This is a genomic window from Natrarchaeobius halalkaliphilus (assembly GCF_003841485.1).
Lineage (GTDB): Archaea > Halobacteriota > Halobacteria > Halobacteriales > Natrialbaceae > Natrarchaeobius > Natrarchaeobius halalkaliphilus.
On record NZ_REFY01000001.1, the window covers coordinates 541153 to 557506 of the forward strand.

Below are 16354 nucleotides of genomic sequence, written 5' to 3' on the forward strand. Positions count from 1 at the left end.
GTCACTATTTCGCTCGAGCGATCAACTAATCGTTCCGACGAGAGCGATCGTGAGCACGTAGAGCGTCATACTCGAGAGGAGCGCTCGGCCGACGTGGTAGCCACAGAGCGCTCGATCGAGTCCGTGTCGAAGCGCGATCGACAGCGGCGTCAAGATGAAACACAACGTCACGATGTAGATCCCGATGACGATGCCGAGTTCGTCGTGTGGCAACGCCGTCGTGTCGGTGATCGCGAGTAGGTCGCCGGTCATCATCCCCGCCAGCCCGACGGTCGATCCGGCGACGAGCGGGCCGAAGTACGCAGCTGTACTGTCGAGCGTGTCCGTCACCGAAGCGAGTTCCCGCTTCGTCGCAGCTTCGACCTCCTCGAGTTCCTCTATGTGATCGGCCATCCCGACGATCGCTCGACCCGCCGGCCGCCCTTCGTTTGCGGCGATCGCCAACAGCGCCGCTGTCCCGCGCGCTCGAGCGCTGGGAACGTCACTGAGCGCTCCGTACTCCCCGAGAAAGGCTTGCTCGACACTCAGGGACAGCCGTCGCTGGAGGCCTGCTGCGTCAGTAAAGGCCGCGCCGGTCTCGCCGGGGACGCGGTCGGCCGCGAGTTCGATAGCTGACTCGACGGATTCGCCCTCTGAAACCTGTCGACCGACGAGGTAGAGGGCGTCTGTGAGGTGAGTTTCGACGGCTCGAACGGAGTGGCGGATCTCGAGGATCGGACGATAGACGGCGAGAAGTCCGCAGCCGAGTCCGACGCCGGCGGCTGCGAGAGGAGCCAGAGACGCGAGACCGAACGTAGCGACCAACGCGTACGTAACGATACCGGCTCCGACACCCCACAGACCGCGCGTCCACAGACGATCCGGAAGGCCCGGGTGATCTCGGCCCACGGTCGGCGGTGGAAACGCGACCGGTCGACGAACGAGCAACCGAAAGCTCGCTGCGACGAGGACGACGGGCAACACGAGGTTGTAAACGGCGACGAACAGCCAGATGTCGACCGAAAATCCCGCCATCGGGACCGCAGGAACGAGTGCAACGAGAGCGAGCGGAAGCATGACGCCGAACGCAAAGAGTGCGGTCGACGGGCCGCGAATCGCTGATGTAAACTCCGCCATTCGGTTTCGGGTACCATCGAGGATCGCAGCGAGCGAGCGATCGAGCGTTCGACCGCGCTCGACGGTCGGTGCATCCTGTGCCGTCGCGAGGAGGTGGGCCGACCGCCGTAGCGCCGGGAACTCGTCGGACCACTCGTCAGCGAACGTCAGGAGACCGGATCGTGGCGTTCCCATCGACCGGTCGACGTGTGCAGCGAGACTCATCGCGAGCGGACCGCGACCGGTCTCGGCGGCGAACCGAACCGCACTCTCGAGTGACGGCTGAATCTGCATCCGAAGGACCGCTCTGCCGATGAGGTTCGGCGTGTCACCGAGCGCCTCGGTTCGTTCGAGCGCGGCGAGGAGCTGGGGAAGCGAGTGAATGCCGTGAACGACACTGAGCGAGACCAGTGCTACGAGCGCGAACACGACGAACCGAGAAAGAGGCGTGAGGAACAACGGCATCAACAGAGCGGCAGCGACGACACCGCCACCGTACCCCGCTCGAATCACCGTCTCGGAATCGACGGCAGCGCCTATGAACGCCACCGAATCGTCGAGCTCCTCGCTCGGTTCGACGCTCCATGGATACAGCGATGCGAGCGCTCGAGCGAGCCGCGATGAGAGATTCATGTGGTACTCACGGTCGGAGAGCGTACGCCGCGGCGACTTCCTGTGGGCTCGTCCGCCCGTCCTCCACCAGCGTCTCGAGTCGCTCCGTCCGCCCGGAGAGAACTCGTCGAACGTCGGCGTACGTCTCGGTAGGTTCGGTCAGTCGATCGACGAGAGGGCTCTCACCCCGATCGATTCGCCCGGTCGACTCGGCTCGCGTTCCGTCGAGGTCGAACAGAGGTTCGAACCGGATTTCGTCACCGGAAAGCACCTCCTCGATCCGGGAGAGCCGTCTGGTCCGTCCCGTCGGTGTTCGATACGACTGAACGGTGGCGACGAAGTCGGTCGCCGCAAAGGAGGAGGGTTCGACCGCGAGATCCGAGACGACGCGTTCGTAGACGTCGTCCGCACCGTCGCCGTGGATCGTCCCAAGAACGGCGTTGGCGTTCGCACCGACGCGCATCGCCTCGTAGAGGACGCGCGCTTCCTCGCCGCGAATCTCTCCGACGACGAGTGCACCGTCCCCGAGTCGAAGGGCCGTCTTGAGCGAGTCCGCCGGGGATATTTCCGGTCCGTCTCCGGTTCCCGTTCGAAGGGCCTGGACGTCTCGGTCGACCGACTGGAGCGACTCGACCGGTAACTCCGGCGTATCCTCGATGACAACCGTTCGAGTTCCCGGCGACAGTTCGTACAGCAACGTTCCAAGTAACGTGGTTTTCCCCGATCCCCGGGTTCCGGCGATGAGACCGGCCGCGTTTCGCTCGACGGCGACCGAGAGGAACGCAGCGGCCGCTGCGGACATCGTCCCGTTCGCGACGAGGGCGGGGAGCGTAAACGTCTCGTCGGCTCGCTCCCGAAACGCGAACGCGATCCCGTCCGCAACGGGGTCGGTCACACCCGCGATCCGGATCCCCGTTCCGATCTCGAGGGCTGCGGTCGCGTCCACCGTCGGCGCGGCTCGAGAGAAGGCCCGTCCGCTCGTCCGCCGAACGCGAGAGGCCAGTGCTTCGGCACCCGTCGGTGTCAGGTGGACGTTCGTCGCAGCCGATCGTCCGTCGACGACGACTCGGATCGGATTGTGAGAAACCGGCGAGGTCGCGTAGACGTCGGTGATCCGTGGATCCGCGAACAGATCCTCGAGAACGCCGTATCCACCGGTATGTTTCGTGAGGATCGCTGTCAGACGCGGATCGATCGCGCCGTCGCTGACGTGTTCGATCGCCCTCGATGCGGCCCGATCTCCTTCGACGACGCCGTCCGCGATCGCCTCGTATCCCTCGAGAAGGAGGCCGCGTTCGTCCGGTCCAAGCGAGAGGTCGACGGCATCGAGTGCGTACAACGGAACGCTCGTTGGACGCTCGTAGATGCGAGCCACACTTCCCGTCTCGAGTTCGGTGACGTCGAGAAGTGTCGCTCCGTCGGGGATCGACTTCTCGAGATGGGAATCGGTGATCTCGAGACCGATGGTGGGTCGCAAAGCGGTGTCGTACCCGTCGATCTGACGGCCCCGGTCGGTAAGTCCGGATTCCAGACCCACGTCAGCGATCGGTCCGACGCGGTTCCGAAGTTCGGCGGCGACCGCCAGCGGATCGCGTTCGACGGTATCCGCGAGTCGGTCGTCACGACCGTCGAGTAGTTCGACGAACCGACCGGCAGCCGACAGTAACCCGATCGCTCGATCACCATACCGATACTCGAGGCCGTTCGTTCGAACGCGGAGACCGCAGGCATCCCGTGTCGCCAGCCGACGGATAGCCGTCCGACGACACGCCTCCGACACCGAAAGGTCGCCGTCGGCATCGCAGTCGCTCGCCTCGAGAATCAGGACGTCGTCCTCGAACGTGGCGCGACAGGAACAGGGATCCGTCGACGCCGAACGGAAGCGATCGACGGCGAACACGTCCTCGAGACGGAGCGCGTCGACGAGCGAGCGCAGCGAGACGCCGTGGTCCGTGGACATGGCGATCGTAGCTTCCCGATCGTATATAAACTCGGACACGGGTCATCGGTCTATCAGCGATAAATACGGATCCGATCATCGGTCGCTCAGGAGCGAGTCGCGACGACGACACGCTCTCCCGCAGGATCGGTGTCGAGGTAGAACAGGAGCGACACCTCGTTTCCGGTTCCGGTCAGTTCGAGCGAGCGATTTTCCGCCGCCGTCGCGTAGACGATCGGTGCATCGATGCCGATCGTCCGCGGACTCGAGTCCTCGAGCGACACCGTGACGACACTCGTGTGGTCGCTCGTCCGTTCGATTTCGAAGCGTGCCACCGGTGTGGTCGTCATCGAATCGTCGGGCAGGGAAACGGTGACGAATCGTTGCGGCGGTGGCTGTCCGTCCGGTGGTAGCTCCTCGTGCTCGATGAGCGAGACGGCGGCTCGTTCGATTGCACCGACGTCGCCATCGACCTGACGGTCGCTCTGGACGGTCGCACCGTGTTCGATCGCGGGCACCGAAAGCGCGACCAGTGCGACCGTAAGCAAGACCGCGAGAACGTAGCGTATCATCGAAACGGAGCGAGTAGGGATCCGAGCAGCCCGCCCGAGCCGGAGGTGGCAGTCGACTGTGCGGACGTGTTCGACCCGTCGTCTGCGGTCGGATTTTCGGTCGACGAAAACCGTCGATCGACGAGGTGCTGGTCGGCAGCGTCAGTCGTCCGCTCGCGGATGTCGGGATCGGTCTCCGTGAGGCAGCCACCAGTTTCGCGAGTATCGAGTTCGGCCTGGAGTTCGTCGATGACGTCCTCGGGTGCTTTCGTACCGCGTTCCCGGAACCTGCGTTTCCCAGACTGTTCGTCGAGAGCGGACGATCGCTTGGGATCCGGACCGTCCTCGGCCTCTGACCCGACGCTAGCCTCCGGGTTTCGAGCCACGGTACCATCCTCGAGTCGATTCTCGAGAGCGTCGAGTCGCGTCTCGAGCCGATCGACGACCGCGAGCGCCGTCGTTGCCTCCCGTTCGACATCGTCGTTGACGGCGTCGATACGGCCGACGAATCCGGCAACTGCGTCCATCCGCCCTTCGACGTCCGCGAGACGCCCTTCGTGGGAATCGAGTCGCGACTCGAGACGCTCGAGGTCGTCGATAATCGTGGCACGATCGGCCAGTTCGTCCGCCTCGAAGTCGCCGTCGATGACCGTCCGCTCGAGCGCAGAGAGTCGCTGTTCGATCCGGTCGGTATCGGTCACACGGTCACTGGCTTCGCGTTGGTATTTAAACTCACGTCCGGTGTTCTCGAGGGCACGCCAGTCGACCCGGGCCAAACTGTCAGTGACGATCGGCTCGCTCATCGGTGATCGAGACGGCGCTTGCGGACGGACTGTCACCGCCGTGTGGTGTCTCTCGGTTTCGGATTCGCCCCGCGTGGACGGTTTCGGTGGCATCGTCGACGACGAGTACCTCACCTGGCGCGGTCGGCATACGTTCGTCCAGCGAAGATCTCAGATACGTCGGCTGAGCACGTTCGAGCGCCTCGAGGTCCGCTCGAGACGTCAGCCGGTGTGAGAGCAAGAGATCCGTCTGAGAGATCGCGACGGACGGAACCGCACTCGGTCGCTGGGTTGCCAGAACGAGACTGACACCCGGCGCTCGACCGCGGGTGAGGATCCGGCGGAGCGCGGGATCTGCGACACCGGTAAAAAACGTGTGTGCCTCGTCGAGCAAGAGCCACGGTAGTCGTTGAACTCGACCAGTTACGCGTGCTCGGTATAGATCCTCAGCGATAGCGCGACAGACGGCGTTCATCGGTGCCGAATCGAGACCGGAAACGTCGACGATCGTGACATCACCGCCGGCGAGATCGTCGGCCGAGACACCCGCGTCGTCGAAGACCCCCCACGAGCGAGCGAGTTCGAGGTGATTGATCGCCGCCCGTCTATCGGTTCCTGGCGCGTCGCTCGCGTCGACGTGTGTGCACATTCCCTCGATCGTCGCCGCCTCCTGTGCGGCTCGCCAGACCAGTCCACCAGCACCACTCTCCGGGGAAAGACCGAGAAGCTCACACCACGACCGTGGATCGAGAGACGTCGGCGTGACTGCGGGCGATTCGAGGACGGAGGCCGAAACGGTCGTCTCCCCGGCCGACTCGGCAAGGGTTGCGAACACGCCCATCGGATCGATAACGACCGGAGAAACGCCGGGCGCACGCGACAGCTCCTCCGCGACGACGCCGAGCGTGAACGACTTTCCGTAGCCGCGCTTACCGACGATCAACACCGCGTGAGGCCCATCGAGATCGACGTGAAGCATCGCGCCCCTGCTTCCATCGAGTGCCCGGTAGTAGCCGAGGTGCCCGCTCAACCCTGCCTCGAGATCACCGTCGCGTCCGAGTACGAACGTCACGTCCTCACGTTCGCTTCGTGTTCTCACTTAAAGTTCCGCTCGAACGTTTAAGTACGAAAACGGGACCAAAGCGGGTATGGATTCACAAGACCAACGGACCGAACGGCCGTCCGAACGAACGACGTATCGACACCGTTCGCTCGAGTCGGACGATCGGGCGATCGAAGGGCTACCGATCAGACTCGTAATCGCGCTGGTCGTCGGCGTCGCCGCGCTCTCGATCATGTTGAACATGCTCGGCGGCGTCGGTGAGTTCGGTGAGACCGAAGTCACCATCGAGTGGGAAGACGATCACGTCCTCGAGGAAAGTCAACTCGCGAGTACGCTCTCGTTTTCGATCGTCGACGACGAGGGGAACGACGTCGACGGTTCGACGGTGATCGTCACCGCCGGTTCGGCACAGCTCGACGATCCGGTCTACGTCGATGGAGGCGGCGAGATCACGATCCCGGACCATGCCGGTCTCAGACAGGATCAAAACACCGGAACGCTCGAGGTCGAAATCGTCCCGCCGAACGACAGCAACTACGTCGACGAGCAATCGAACCCCGAGATCGTACTCGTCAACAGCTGATCCGGGACGGGATCCGAGCATGATCGAGGTCACCACCGAAATCATCGTCGGCGTCGCGTTCGGACTCGTGGTCGCCATCGGCCCTGCAATCGCCGTCGGTACTCTCGGAGCGGCGGGTGCGTACCTGGGTCGAGGGCTCTCTCGGCCGGAAAGCGTCGCAATCGCGCTTTCGCTCGCAGTCGGAAACGGATACGCAATCGGGGTGGTCGGCCCCCAGATTATCGACGTTCGAACGCAGACGCCGCGACTCCTCGTGGCGACCGCCATCGTTGCCCTCCTCGCGATGTACGCGAACAGCCTGGGAGCGCGCATCGCATCCGAGCTTCCGATCGGATCGTCGTTTCCGCTGGTTCGAAATAGAAGTCTCTCGCCCGAGTCGCTCGAAAGCGTCGACGCCAGCGGGCAGGTTACGATCCAGTCGACGGGTGACGTCCGTGATATCGAGGGGTATCCGCCGCTCTCACCCAGGGTGCGACACGTTCTCGAGCAGGGATCGTGGCGGGTTCCCGCAGATCTGTCGCTGCCGGAACTCGAACGGAGACTCGAACAGCGGCTTCGAACCACGGAGAACCTGGCGGCGGTTTCAGTGTCGATCGACGGCACCGGTCGAGCGACGATCGCGGCCGCACCGCCCGCATCCGAGGTCGCCAGTCGGGTTCCGGACGGATGGCGTGCCGTCTCAGTTCCGGCACTGGTTCCGTCGGGAGCGGTTCCTGGTGAAGAGATCGTCGTGTATACACGCGATGGAGCGGTAACGGGCAGCCTCCTCGAGACGAACGACGGAGACAGGATCGGCCGAGTAAACGACGGAACGATCGGTGGGGAGAAGTGCGTTACCGTCGCCGTTCCGATCGCAGACGCCGAGTCGGTGCTTCGTACCGATCGCTGTCGTCTCGGTGTGCGTCCACAGCGAGCGAGCGAGACGGTCGAGGCGCTCGCCCTCCTCGAGCGAGCCGACTGCTCGATCGGACGGGTCACGGGAGGCGAACTTACCGCGATTTTGGAGGACGACCACGAACGCGCCGATGTGTGGCCGATCGTTGCCGACTCGAGTGAATCGAGAGAGGTCGATACGGAACGTCCGCGTCAGTGGGTCGTCGAGCCGGCCATCGCTGATCTCGCTACGGACGACGACGTGTTCGTCGTTGCTGAATCGCTCACGGTAGACCGGATCCGCGAGGGGAACGAATCGACAGCCTCCTCGGCCTCGAGTATCAGCGATCGAGAGATAGAATCGACGATACCACCGGCGGAACCGGAGGGAAATCGGTGATCGCGACCGCGACTCAGGTGGTCGTTACCGAGTGGACCGTGACCGCCCTTCTCAACGTCTTCGGGTTCGGGTTGCTCGCGAGCGTCGCGGGCGCCACCATCGCGTTCGGCTATCGACGGTACAGCACTCGTCCGGCACCTCTCGGTGTCGGAATACTCATCGGGATCGGCGTCGTTGGCGTCTGGCTCAACGGCGTTGGCCTCCAGCAGACCACGGTTATCGACGAAACGCCGCTGTTTCACCACGCCACCGCGACGTACTTCCTCGGCGCGTTCGTCGTCGGCGCGGTCGGTGCCGACGGCGGACGGCGGATCGGAGACGCCCTGGCCCGTGACGTCTTCGAGATCCGGTGCGTGGTCGGTTCGAACGAACGCCTCACGTTCGCCCGGTCGGCCCGCCTTTCGATCGCCGTCGACCTCCCCGGAACAGTCGGGGATCTGGCAGGCTATCCGCCCGTCGACGAGGCAGTCAAACAGTCGATCGCCGGCGAAACCGTCCTGTTTCCTCACGACCTTTCGGACACGGTGCTGGAGTCGCGTCTCGAGCGCCATATCGAACGCGAGTACGACGTCGACTACGCCCGAGTGACACTCGAAACGAACGGGACGGTCGAACACGTTCTCGTCGGACGCCGGCCGGCGGGGATCGGATCGACCGTTCCGCCGGGATCAGTTGCAGTTTGTGTTCGGGCCGATCCGCCGGGACGTGCGAGCGCGGGCGATCCGATCGAGCTGTGGTCTACCGAGAAGGGATCGACCAGTCTCCGTGGGACCGGAACGCTCCGAGCGACGACGGACGAGAGTGTGACGGTTTCACTCGAGGAGGACGTGGCCGGCGAGCTCGATGTAGAGACTCGATACCGACTCGTAATCCGTCCGACAGCGTCGAGCCAGGTCTACGAACTCGCCTCGGTGCTTCGGGCGACAGACGAGACGATCGTCTCCGTCAGTGTGACGGTGAACGGACCGCTCGAGACAGAGTTCGTCGGCTGGCTTCCGGGAACCGTGCTTGTACTCCACAGAGACGGTGAGGTGATCCCGTTCCCCAGAGACAGAGTCACACTCGAGGCGAGTGACGAGCTGTACGTGCTCGGAACGCCGTCCGAACTGCGTCTTCTCGAGGAAACCGAAAAGAGCGCGTCGTAATCCACCGCCAGGACCGTTCAGGTATCGACGTACTGTTTTTCCCACTCTCGCCGTTCTTCGATCGCCTGTCGGCCACGTTCGCTGATGGCATAGTAGTTCGTTCGTCGGTCGAGTTCACCCTTCTCGACGAAGGCTTTGTTGACGAGCGTATCGAGGTTCGGATAGAGCCGTCCGTGGTTGATATCCGTACTGTAGTACGTCTCGATTTCCCCTTTTACGTCCTGTCCCGACGGTTGATCGGCTCCTGCGATAACGTACAGGAGATCACGCTGGAATCCGGTCAGATCGTCCATTTTTCACACAGGAAAGCACATCACCGGATCGACTATTTGTTATCTATCGCGTATCAGACGGCCCTCGAGTGTTTTAGGGAAGCTACTACGGGCTGAGACTCACAGATCGTCGACACGTGAGTCGGGACACGAGGTTGCGTCGCTACTACTCGCGTGATTGTCTGAAAAATGGTATTCGAATTTGTAGACCGCTACCGAACGTGAGGTGCCGTGTTACAGGCGGGTGACGTTGGTGGCGCGGGGGCCCTTGGGGGCCTGTTCGATGTCGAATTCGATGTCTGTGCCTTCTTCGAGGTCCGGACCGCCAACGTCTTCCATGTGGAAGAATACGTCGTCGTCCGCGTCGTCCGTCGAAATGAAACCGTAACCGCCTGTGTCGTTGAAGAAATCAACGTTTCCTTTCGCCATTGCAACTAAACACATCCCCGTCACACGTATAACAGTTGTGTTATCAATTTTCCATCGAATCACCGATAGTTCGTCGATAAACCGACGAACATTCGGTAATGGGGGGCATAATGAGACGGAAGAGGCACCTTTCAGAGTGGAGTCCTGAAGTGGAGGAATACGTCGAGGAACGCCCTGGAAGCCACGTTTCTCTTCGGAAGGAGTCCAGGGACCGAAAGCCAGACCCCTCGTATCGACCGTTCCCGCCGGTGTCGAGGGAAGCATCGAGCATCCCTCCAAAACCGACTGTCCGTCCAAAACGAGTGCCATGGCGGTGGTCGCTCCGGAATCGGACATCGGGTCGAGCCGTCTCCGACCGGTTCGTTCGGTTCGTGTAGTCGGCCTCACTCGAGGTTCTCGAGAGAATACTGGTAGCGGGGCAAGATAGTATCGTTTAGGTGGTCTCGAGCACAGCCGTCGGTATGGATAACCGACACGGAGCGCCGACGATCCCACAGGTCGCGTTGATCGGGCTGTTCGTCGCGTCACTCGTCACGGCACAGCTAACCGCCTCGAAGGTACTCGCGTTCGAACTTCCCGTGTCACTCCCGATTACGGGTGCCGAACTGATGCTACCGGGGGCGGCGCTCGCCTACGCGCTGACGTTTCTCGCAAGCGACTGTTACACCGAGTTGTACGGCAAGCGCGCGGCACAGATCGTCGTCAACGTCGCGTTCGCGTTGAACTTCGTGGTCCTCGCGCTCGTCTGGTCGACGATCGCCGCACCCGCCGCCGAAGCGAGCGTGGATCCCGACGCCTTCTCGACGGCGCTCGGCGCGTCGACGAACGTCGTTCTGGGGAGTCTGCTCGCATACCTCGTCAGTCAGAACTGGGACGTCTGGTTGTTTCACTGGATCCGCGACCGAACGGGTACAGAGAAGCTCTGGCTGCGAAATCTCGTCTCAACCGGAACGAGTCAGGCGATCGACACCGTCATCTTCGTCTCGATCGCGTTCGCGATCGCACCCGCTGTTCTCGACGTCGGCGTCGTGTTGCCACTCGAGGCCATCCTCGCGTTGATCATCGGCCAGTACCTGCTGAAGCTCGCGATCGCGGTGCTCGACACACCCGTTGTCTACGCTATCGTCGCGTTCGTTCGCGCTCGGACGGACGACGGGGGGCGACCGACGAAGGCGTAGTTGCCAAAGAGACGAGGTTTTCCGTTCCGATCGCCATCGCAGTGTATGGACGAACGCATCCGCGAGCACGCCGACGTGCTGGTCGACTGGAGCGCCCGCGTCGAGGCGGGTGACGACGTCGTGCTCTCGATCGGTCCCGGCGCACACGACCTCGGAGTCGCCGTCGCTGAAACGTTGGGCGCACGCGGTGCGAACCTGCACGTGACGTACAGCTCCGGAGAGATCTCGCGCGCGTACCTCCACGCGCACGACGAGGAGTTCGACACAACCTCGAGTCACGAACTCGCGTTGCTCGAGGAGACGGACGTCTTCCTGTCGCTGGGTGGCGGCCGAAATACGAGCGCGATGGCGGACGTTCCGTCCCGGACGCGTCAATCGTACTCTGGCGCGCGAACGGACGTTCGCGAGGCGCGCATGGAGACGCGCTGGGTCTCGACGATTCATCCGACGCGGTCGCTGGCACAGCAAGCCGGCATGGCCTACGAGGAGTATCAGGAGTTCGCCTACGACGCGATACTTCGCGACTGGGAATCGCTGGCCGCAGAGATGGAGCGGATGAAGACGCTGCTCGACGAGGGTTCGACGGTTCGGCTGGTCTCGAGCGACACCGACCTCACCATGCGAATCGGCGGGCGAAGTGCGGTCAACAGCGCGGCTTCCGTCGCCTACGACTCGCATAACCTCCCGAGCGGCGAGGTCTTCACTGCGCCGACGGCTACCGAAGGCGAGGTGACGTTCGACGTGCCGATGACGGTCCGGGGCGAGTCGGTCAGGAACGTCACGCTCGCGTTCGAAGACGGCAGCGTCGTCGACCACAGCGCAGAGCAGGGTGAAGACGTCATCACGGAGGTCCTCGAGACCGACGACGGCGCGCGTAGACTGGGGGAACTCGGCGTCGGGATGAACCGCGGTATCGATCGCTACACGGACAACATTCTCTTCGACGAGAAGATGGGGGAAACTGTGCACCTCGCGCTCGGGCGAGCCTACGACGCCTGTCTTCCCGAGGGAGAGTCGGGCAACGACTCGGCCGTCCACGTCGACCTGATCACCGACGTTAGCGAGGACTCGCGTCTCGAGATCGACGGCGAGGTCGCCCAGCGAAACGGTCGGTTCCGGTGGGAAGACGACTTCGACGGCTAACCGATGGGAAGAACGCACATTTCGAGGGGGGACTCGTCTCCGGTCGATCTGGACGATCCGTTCACAGACCGAGGTGAAGGAGTCGAATCGCGTCAGTAGGAGCGACCTACCACACCGTAGCTGGTCGTTGTGACGCGAGCGAACGGACCGACGTCCGAGAAATGACTGCATAATTATGTGTGTCCCGGCCACCATATCGAGTACCGCCCTGACCGGTGGCGGCCAGTAACCGGCAGGGGACGCTCGCTCGGCGTCCCATTCCCCGTTTCCACAGTGTCTGCCCGCCGTGCCGGAGGCGGAATATATCCGGCCCCATTCCCCTATTTATCGGACCACGAGCGGTCCAGAGGATCCGAAAACGCCGACGGTCGAGGACAGCCACCGTGACGCTCTCGAGGCTCGAGTACCAACGTCGACCATGCGCGATCAGCTACGGGCCGGCGTCGCCATCTACAACGACGGGTTCTATCACGCCGCTCACGACGCCTGGGAAGAGCGGTGGCTCGACCTCGAGGCGGGGACCGACGACGAGCGCCTGCTCCACGGATTGATTCAGTTCACCGCCGCGGTTTTTCACGCTCGAAACCGTAACTGGGAGGGTGCCGTCGGACTGGCCGAGAGCGCCTGCGAGTATCTGGCCGAGTTGCCGGATGGGTACCGAGATCTGTGGCTCCCGCCGGTCCGATCGTTCCTCGAGACGCTGGCCACCGATCCGGACGTGATCGAACGGCGAGAGCCGCCAGCGATCGACCACGACGGCGATACGCCGACGCTCACCGACCTCGGTTTGGAGGCGACGGCGATCGCCGCGGTCGTCCTCGCCGAGGAACTCGGGTACGGCGACGAACCGCTCGAGCACGCACTGACCTACGCGCGGCGGGATCTCGAGGACGGAATCGACGACAGTCGATTCATCTCGCTCCTGTTCGAGTTCGTCCGCGAGGACGATCATCGGGGGATCGTCTATCAGCGTCTCACAGAACACGTCGATCGACGTCGATCCCGGGAAGAAGACGTCGACGGGCTGTTTTGATTGAGTCGGTCCGAAGGCCCGTCTCGACCGAGCCAGGCGTCGGCCGAACGAGCAGAAGGGGTTATTTTCCCTTCCCCGATTTCAAGAGTACACAGAGCAAGGCCCGGACGTATCTATCTGGTGATCCACAGGGAACGATATGCCCCAGCCGTACCGCGGACGTCCTCCGTCTGTATCACGGTTCACCCTTTCGGGAGGGCGAGTTGCGGTACGCATTCCACGGGACGGCACACACTTTTCGAAACTCGAGAACGGGTATCCGCTGTCCGAGGAGTTTCTGGACCACCTGGCGAAAGACGGCGTCGATGCGATCGTTATCGACGACGGTGAACGGAGCTACGTCTTCGACCTCTATACGTATCGACAGGGAAACCGGATCGGGCACGAGCCGTATCCGATGAAACGAGTTGCATCCCTGGACGACGCCACGGTCGGTCTGAGTGCGGGTGAAACCAGCTTGACCGGTTCTGACTCCGACTGGGAGTGGGTGACCGATACCGATCTCCGCCCACCGTTCGATCAATCAGACGCGTCCTCGAGTTCGGTCACCCACGAGTCACCGGACGAACCCGGGGCCGAGTAGAGTTCGATCGAGGTTCCAGCGACCGACCCGAAGTCAGCTCGAGTGATCCAGCCTGCACCGCCACGCACTCGGTTCGGTACGATCGCTCAATCGTGTTCCGCCGAGTTATCCCGTGGCTGATAGTCGAGGACGTCTCGAGCGCGGTCGATCGAGTAGTACTTGCGGTCGTTGTCGGAGATGCCGTAGACGATTTCGTAGCCGTACTCCGCCCGGATACACCGATCGAAAAGGTGTGCGCAGTCGCGATAGGAGAGCCACATCGCCTGTCCGCGCTCGTAGTCGATCGGGGGATGATCCTCGGTGAGGTTGCCGATCCGAATGCAGACGACCGAGAGACCGCGTTCGTCGTGGTAGTACCGACCGAGCGTCTCGCCCGCAGCCTTCGAGACGCCGTAGAGGTTTCCCGGTCGAGGGAGCTCGGTTCCGTCGAGCAGGTAGTCGTCGTGTGTGCGGTACATGTCGGGCGTTCGGTCGTCGGTTTCGTAGGCCCCGACGGCGTGGTTCGAAGAGGCGAAGGCGACCTTCTCGACACCGGCGTCGACGGCGGCCTCGAAAACCGTCTGCGTGCCGTCGATGTTGTTCGTCAGAACGCTGTCCCACGGCGCTTCCGGTCGCGGATCGCCGGCCAGGTGGATCACGACGTCGATGCCGTCCATCGCCGCACGAACCGCGTCCCCGTCTGTAATGTCAGCGACGACGAACTCACCCGGCTGTTCCCCCGTCGGTGGGTCGCGATCTACCAAACGCCACTCGTGTTCGTCCGCGAGGTCGCCAAGGATCGCATCCCCGACGCGTCCCGCAGCCCCCGTAAGCAGGACCGACTGTGCCATTCGTTCGACCCGAGGGATAGCGTCGATAAGTAACGTACGGTTCGGATCGGAACCACCTTCCCGATCGCACTCGAGTTACCGGTATGGCCGATGACACTCGAGTATCCGACGACGAGACGCCGACGGACGCCGAAGCCGCCTGCTTCGAGGCCGGGATCAAGTTCGGGTCGCTCTATCACCAGTTCGCCGGCACGCCGCTCTCGCTCGAGAGCGCATCCAGCCTCGCTCGAGCGATGGAAGAATCGATCGAGAACCAGCCACACTGTTCCGACGTGACGGTCGAGATCCGCACGGACGAACTGGACGACGCGCTGGCGGCGGCGAGCGCCGAGTACACCGAACTGACGGGGCGCTTTCTCGAGGTCGAGATCGTCGTCGACTACGAGGGCCGTACGGTCGTGACGAAAATGGCGATGGAAGACGGCTATCCGCTGATGCGACTCGAGGCCGTTCGAAACCGATAACGAGACAGTCGGCCGTATTCGACTTTCGGAACCTCGTCGTAGTTTCGGCGGTGGCGTCCCCCTGAAGTCGGTTTTCACTTTCGCTTTCGGGCGACCTTTTAACCCCGATCGCCGCGAACGGACTGACATGAGCCAGGCGACCTTCGGTGACGACGAACTGTTCGGTGAGGCGGCAAACGAGATGCGTGAAGACGTCGAGTCCTCGCTTTCTGCCGGCTGGGAAGCTCTTCCAGCGGCCGACGATATCTGGGAGAGCGACGCTGACAACGTCCTTGGCGTCCTCAACGGCCTCAACGCGGTACTCGACGTCGGGGACGCGGAGGACCACCTTCGCGATGCGAAAAAGTGGTTCACGATGGGACAGCGAGCCGAGGCGTTCGACGACGCCGACGATCTCGAGGCGGAGATCGGCGATCTCGAGGACGCGATCGACGACATCACCGCGGCGGGCGACCAGGTCGGCGAACTCACCTCGACGATCCCGACGCTACGCGGAACGCTCGAGGACGCCGGGGCCGAGGACTCGAGTGTGGACGACGACGACGCAGACGACTAAGTACAGTGTCGCTCGCGCGGACAGACTACCGCTCGTCGGGCCGCGAAAGGTCTCGTTCCGCGACCGCCTCGAGCAATCGTGCGAGCGCTTTGCCGGCTCGCTCGAGCAGTTCGTCCCCGAGTGACGCCGTTCCGTCGCCCGGATCCCCGACGACACCGTTTTCCGTAAACTCCGCCGAATCGTAGGCCAGATTCGCACGGCTTACCCACTCGCCCCAGCCATCGGCCGCGCCGTCTCGTGCCGCTTCGATCCGATCCTCGCGGACGAGGTCCGGTTCGCAGTGACGCAAGAGCGCCGTCTCGAGGGGGCCGCCGTGGCCCATCCGACTCGAGTGGGTGCCGACGGCCTCGAACCAGGTGAACGGGACCGCGTAGGCGTCTCCGTCGCGTGAGAGGGTCGTACCAACCTCCCGCAGGGCGTCGACGTTTCCGCCGTGACCGTTGACAATGACGACCCGATCGAAGCCGTGGTGTGCGAGGCTCTCGATCGACTCGCGGACGTAGCTCCGAAACGTCTCGGGCGAGACCCACATCGTCCCCGAAAACTGTCGGTGTTCAGCCGCGATTCCGACGGGGATCGCCGGAGCCCGCACGACCGCTCGATCGAAACGGTCGACTCCAGCATCCGCGACCGCACGGGCGGTCAGGACGTCCGTTCCGAGCGGCGCGTGGGGTCCGTGTTGCTCCGTGCTACCGACCGGAAGCACGGCGAGATCGGTCTCGAGTTCCTGGACATCCGTCCAGGTCGCCTCGGTGAGATCCATGCCAGACTACTTCCGCCCCGCCGACATGAACCCGTCGGTAAGTGCGAATCCAGCGAGATG

At 63.2% G+C, this 16354-nt stretch carries 18 protein-coding genes; 9 read left to right on the forward strand and 9 right to left on the reverse strand.

Annotated elements, in window-relative coordinates:
* Positions 1–21: 21 nt before the first annotated feature.
* The 5 genes from EA462_RS02610 to EA462_RS02630 form a co-directional block, all read right to left on the reverse strand.
* Positions 22–1728: a secretion system protein gene (locus tag EA462_RS02610; protein WP_124177004.1), complete on the reverse strand. Its 1707-nt coding sequence runs from the start codon at positions 1726–1728 to the stop codon at positions 22–24.
* Between the two features lie 7 nt (positions 1729–1735).
* The gene (locus EA462_RS02615) at positions 1736–3667 is read right to left on the reverse strand and encodes an ATPase, T2SS/T4P/T4SS family (RefSeq protein ID WP_124177005.1); all 1932 of its coding nucleotides are present in this window, start codon (positions 3665–3667) and stop codon (positions 1736–1738) included.
* An 86-nt stretch (positions 3668–3753) separates the two neighbouring features.
* On the reverse strand, positions 3754–4218 hold the full coding sequence (locus tag EA462_RS02620) for a DUF7311 family protein (RefSeq protein WP_124177006.1): 465 nt from the start codon (positions 4216–4218) through the stop codon (positions 3754–3756).
* Positions 4215–4898: a DUF7310 family coiled-coil domain-containing protein gene (locus EA462_RS02625; RefSeq protein WP_124177007.1), complete on the reverse strand. Its 684-nt coding sequence runs from the start codon at positions 4896–4898 to the stop codon at positions 4215–4217. The genes EA462_RS02620 and EA462_RS02625 overlap by 4 nt, the downstream gene beginning before the upstream one ends.
* Positions 4899–4977: 79 nt before the next feature.
* A complete protein-coding gene (locus EA462_RS02630; RefSeq protein ID WP_124177188.1) occupies positions 4978–6051 on the reverse strand; it encodes an ATP-binding protein in 1074 nt (357 codons plus the stop codon).
* A gap of 76 nt (positions 6052–6127) precedes the next feature.
* Between EA462_RS02630 and EA462_RS02635 the strand changes: the two genes are divergently transcribed.
* Genes EA462_RS02635 through EA462_RS02645 form a run of 3 tightly spaced genes read left to right on the forward strand, consistent with a single transcriptional unit; the run spans position 6128 to position 9043 of the window.
* Entirely contained in the window at positions 6128–6625 is a 498-nt protein-coding gene (locus tag EA462_RS02635) for a DUF7382 domain-containing protein (RefSeq protein ID WP_124177008.1), read from the forward strand.
* Positions 6626–6644: 19 nt separating this feature from the next.
* Entirely contained in the window at positions 6645–7898 is a 1254-nt protein-coding gene (locus tag EA462_RS02640) for a hypothetical protein (protein ID WP_124177009.1), read from the forward strand.
* Positions 7895–9043: a TrkA C-terminal domain-containing protein gene (locus tag EA462_RS02645; protein ID WP_124177010.1), complete on the forward strand. Its 1149-nt coding sequence runs from the start codon at positions 7895–7897 to the stop codon at positions 9041–9043. Before EA462_RS02640 ends, EA462_RS02645 begins: the two co-directional genes overlap by 4 nt.
* 17 nt (positions 9044–9060) lie before the next feature.
* On the opposite strand, the gene EA462_RS02650 is transcribed toward EA462_RS02645, so the two are convergent.
* Positions 9061–9336: a PadR family transcriptional regulator gene (locus EA462_RS02650; protein WP_124177011.1), complete on the reverse strand. Its 276-nt coding sequence runs from the start codon at positions 9334–9336 to the stop codon at positions 9061–9063.
* Positions 9337–9549: 213 nt separating this feature from the next.
* A complete protein-coding gene (locus EA462_RS02655; protein ID WP_006087767.1) occupies positions 9550–9744 on the reverse strand; it encodes a cold-shock protein in 195 nt (64 codons plus the stop codon).
* A gap of 461 nt (positions 9745–10205) precedes the next feature.
* On the opposite strand from EA462_RS02655, the gene EA462_RS02660 reads away from it, so the two are divergent.
* The 4 genes from EA462_RS02660 (at position 10206) to EA462_RS02675 (ending at position 13681) form a co-directional block, all read left to right on the forward strand.
* On the forward strand, positions 10206–10922 hold the full coding sequence (locus tag EA462_RS02660; RefSeq protein ID WP_124177012.1) for a queuosine precursor transporter: 717 nt from the start codon (positions 10206–10208) through the stop codon (positions 10920–10922).
* A gap of 45 nt (positions 10923–10967) precedes the next feature.
* Positions 10968–12065, forward strand: coding sequence for an aminopeptidase (locus EA462_RS02665; RefSeq protein WP_124177013.1), 1098 nt, complete (start codon positions 10968–10970; stop codon positions 12063–12065).
* Positions 12066–12483: 418 nt separating this feature from the next.
* Complete coding sequence (locus EA462_RS02670) at positions 12484–13098, forward strand: DUF309 domain-containing protein (protein ID WP_124177014.1); 615 nt, start codon at positions 12484–12486, stop codon at positions 13096–13098.
* Between the two features lie 139 nt (positions 13099–13237).
* Positions 13238–13681, forward strand: a complete 444-nt coding sequence (locus tag EA462_RS02675; protein ID WP_124177015.1) for a hypothetical protein — start codon at positions 13238–13240, stop codon at positions 13679–13681.
* A gap of 86 nt (positions 13682–13767) precedes the next feature.
* Here EA462_RS02675 and azf read toward each other — a convergent pair whose 3' ends face one another.
* A complete protein-coding gene (gene azf / locus EA462_RS02680) occupies positions 13768–14511 on the reverse strand; it encodes an NAD-dependent glucose-6-phosphate dehydrogenase Azf (protein ID WP_124177016.1) in 744 nt (247 codons plus the stop codon).
* A gap of 83 nt (positions 14512–14594) precedes the next feature.
* On the opposite strand from azf, the gene EA462_RS02685 reads away from it, so the two are divergent.
* Positions 14595–14975: a dihydroneopterin aldolase family protein gene (locus EA462_RS02685; RefSeq protein WP_124177017.1), complete on the forward strand. Its 381-nt coding sequence runs from the start codon at positions 14595–14597 to the stop codon at positions 14973–14975.
* Positions 14976–15102: 127 nt separating this feature from the next.
* A complete protein-coding gene (locus EA462_RS02690; RefSeq protein ID WP_124177018.1) occupies positions 15103–15531 on the forward strand; it encodes a DUF5790 family protein in 429 nt (142 codons plus the stop codon).
* Positions 15532–15556: 25 nt separating this feature from the next.
* On the opposite strand, the gene EA462_RS02695 is transcribed toward EA462_RS02690, so the two are convergent.
* Entirely contained in the window at positions 15557–16294 is a 738-nt protein-coding gene (locus EA462_RS02695; protein WP_124177019.1) for a creatininase family protein, read from the reverse strand.
* Between the last annotated feature and the right edge of the window lie 60 nt (positions 16295–16354).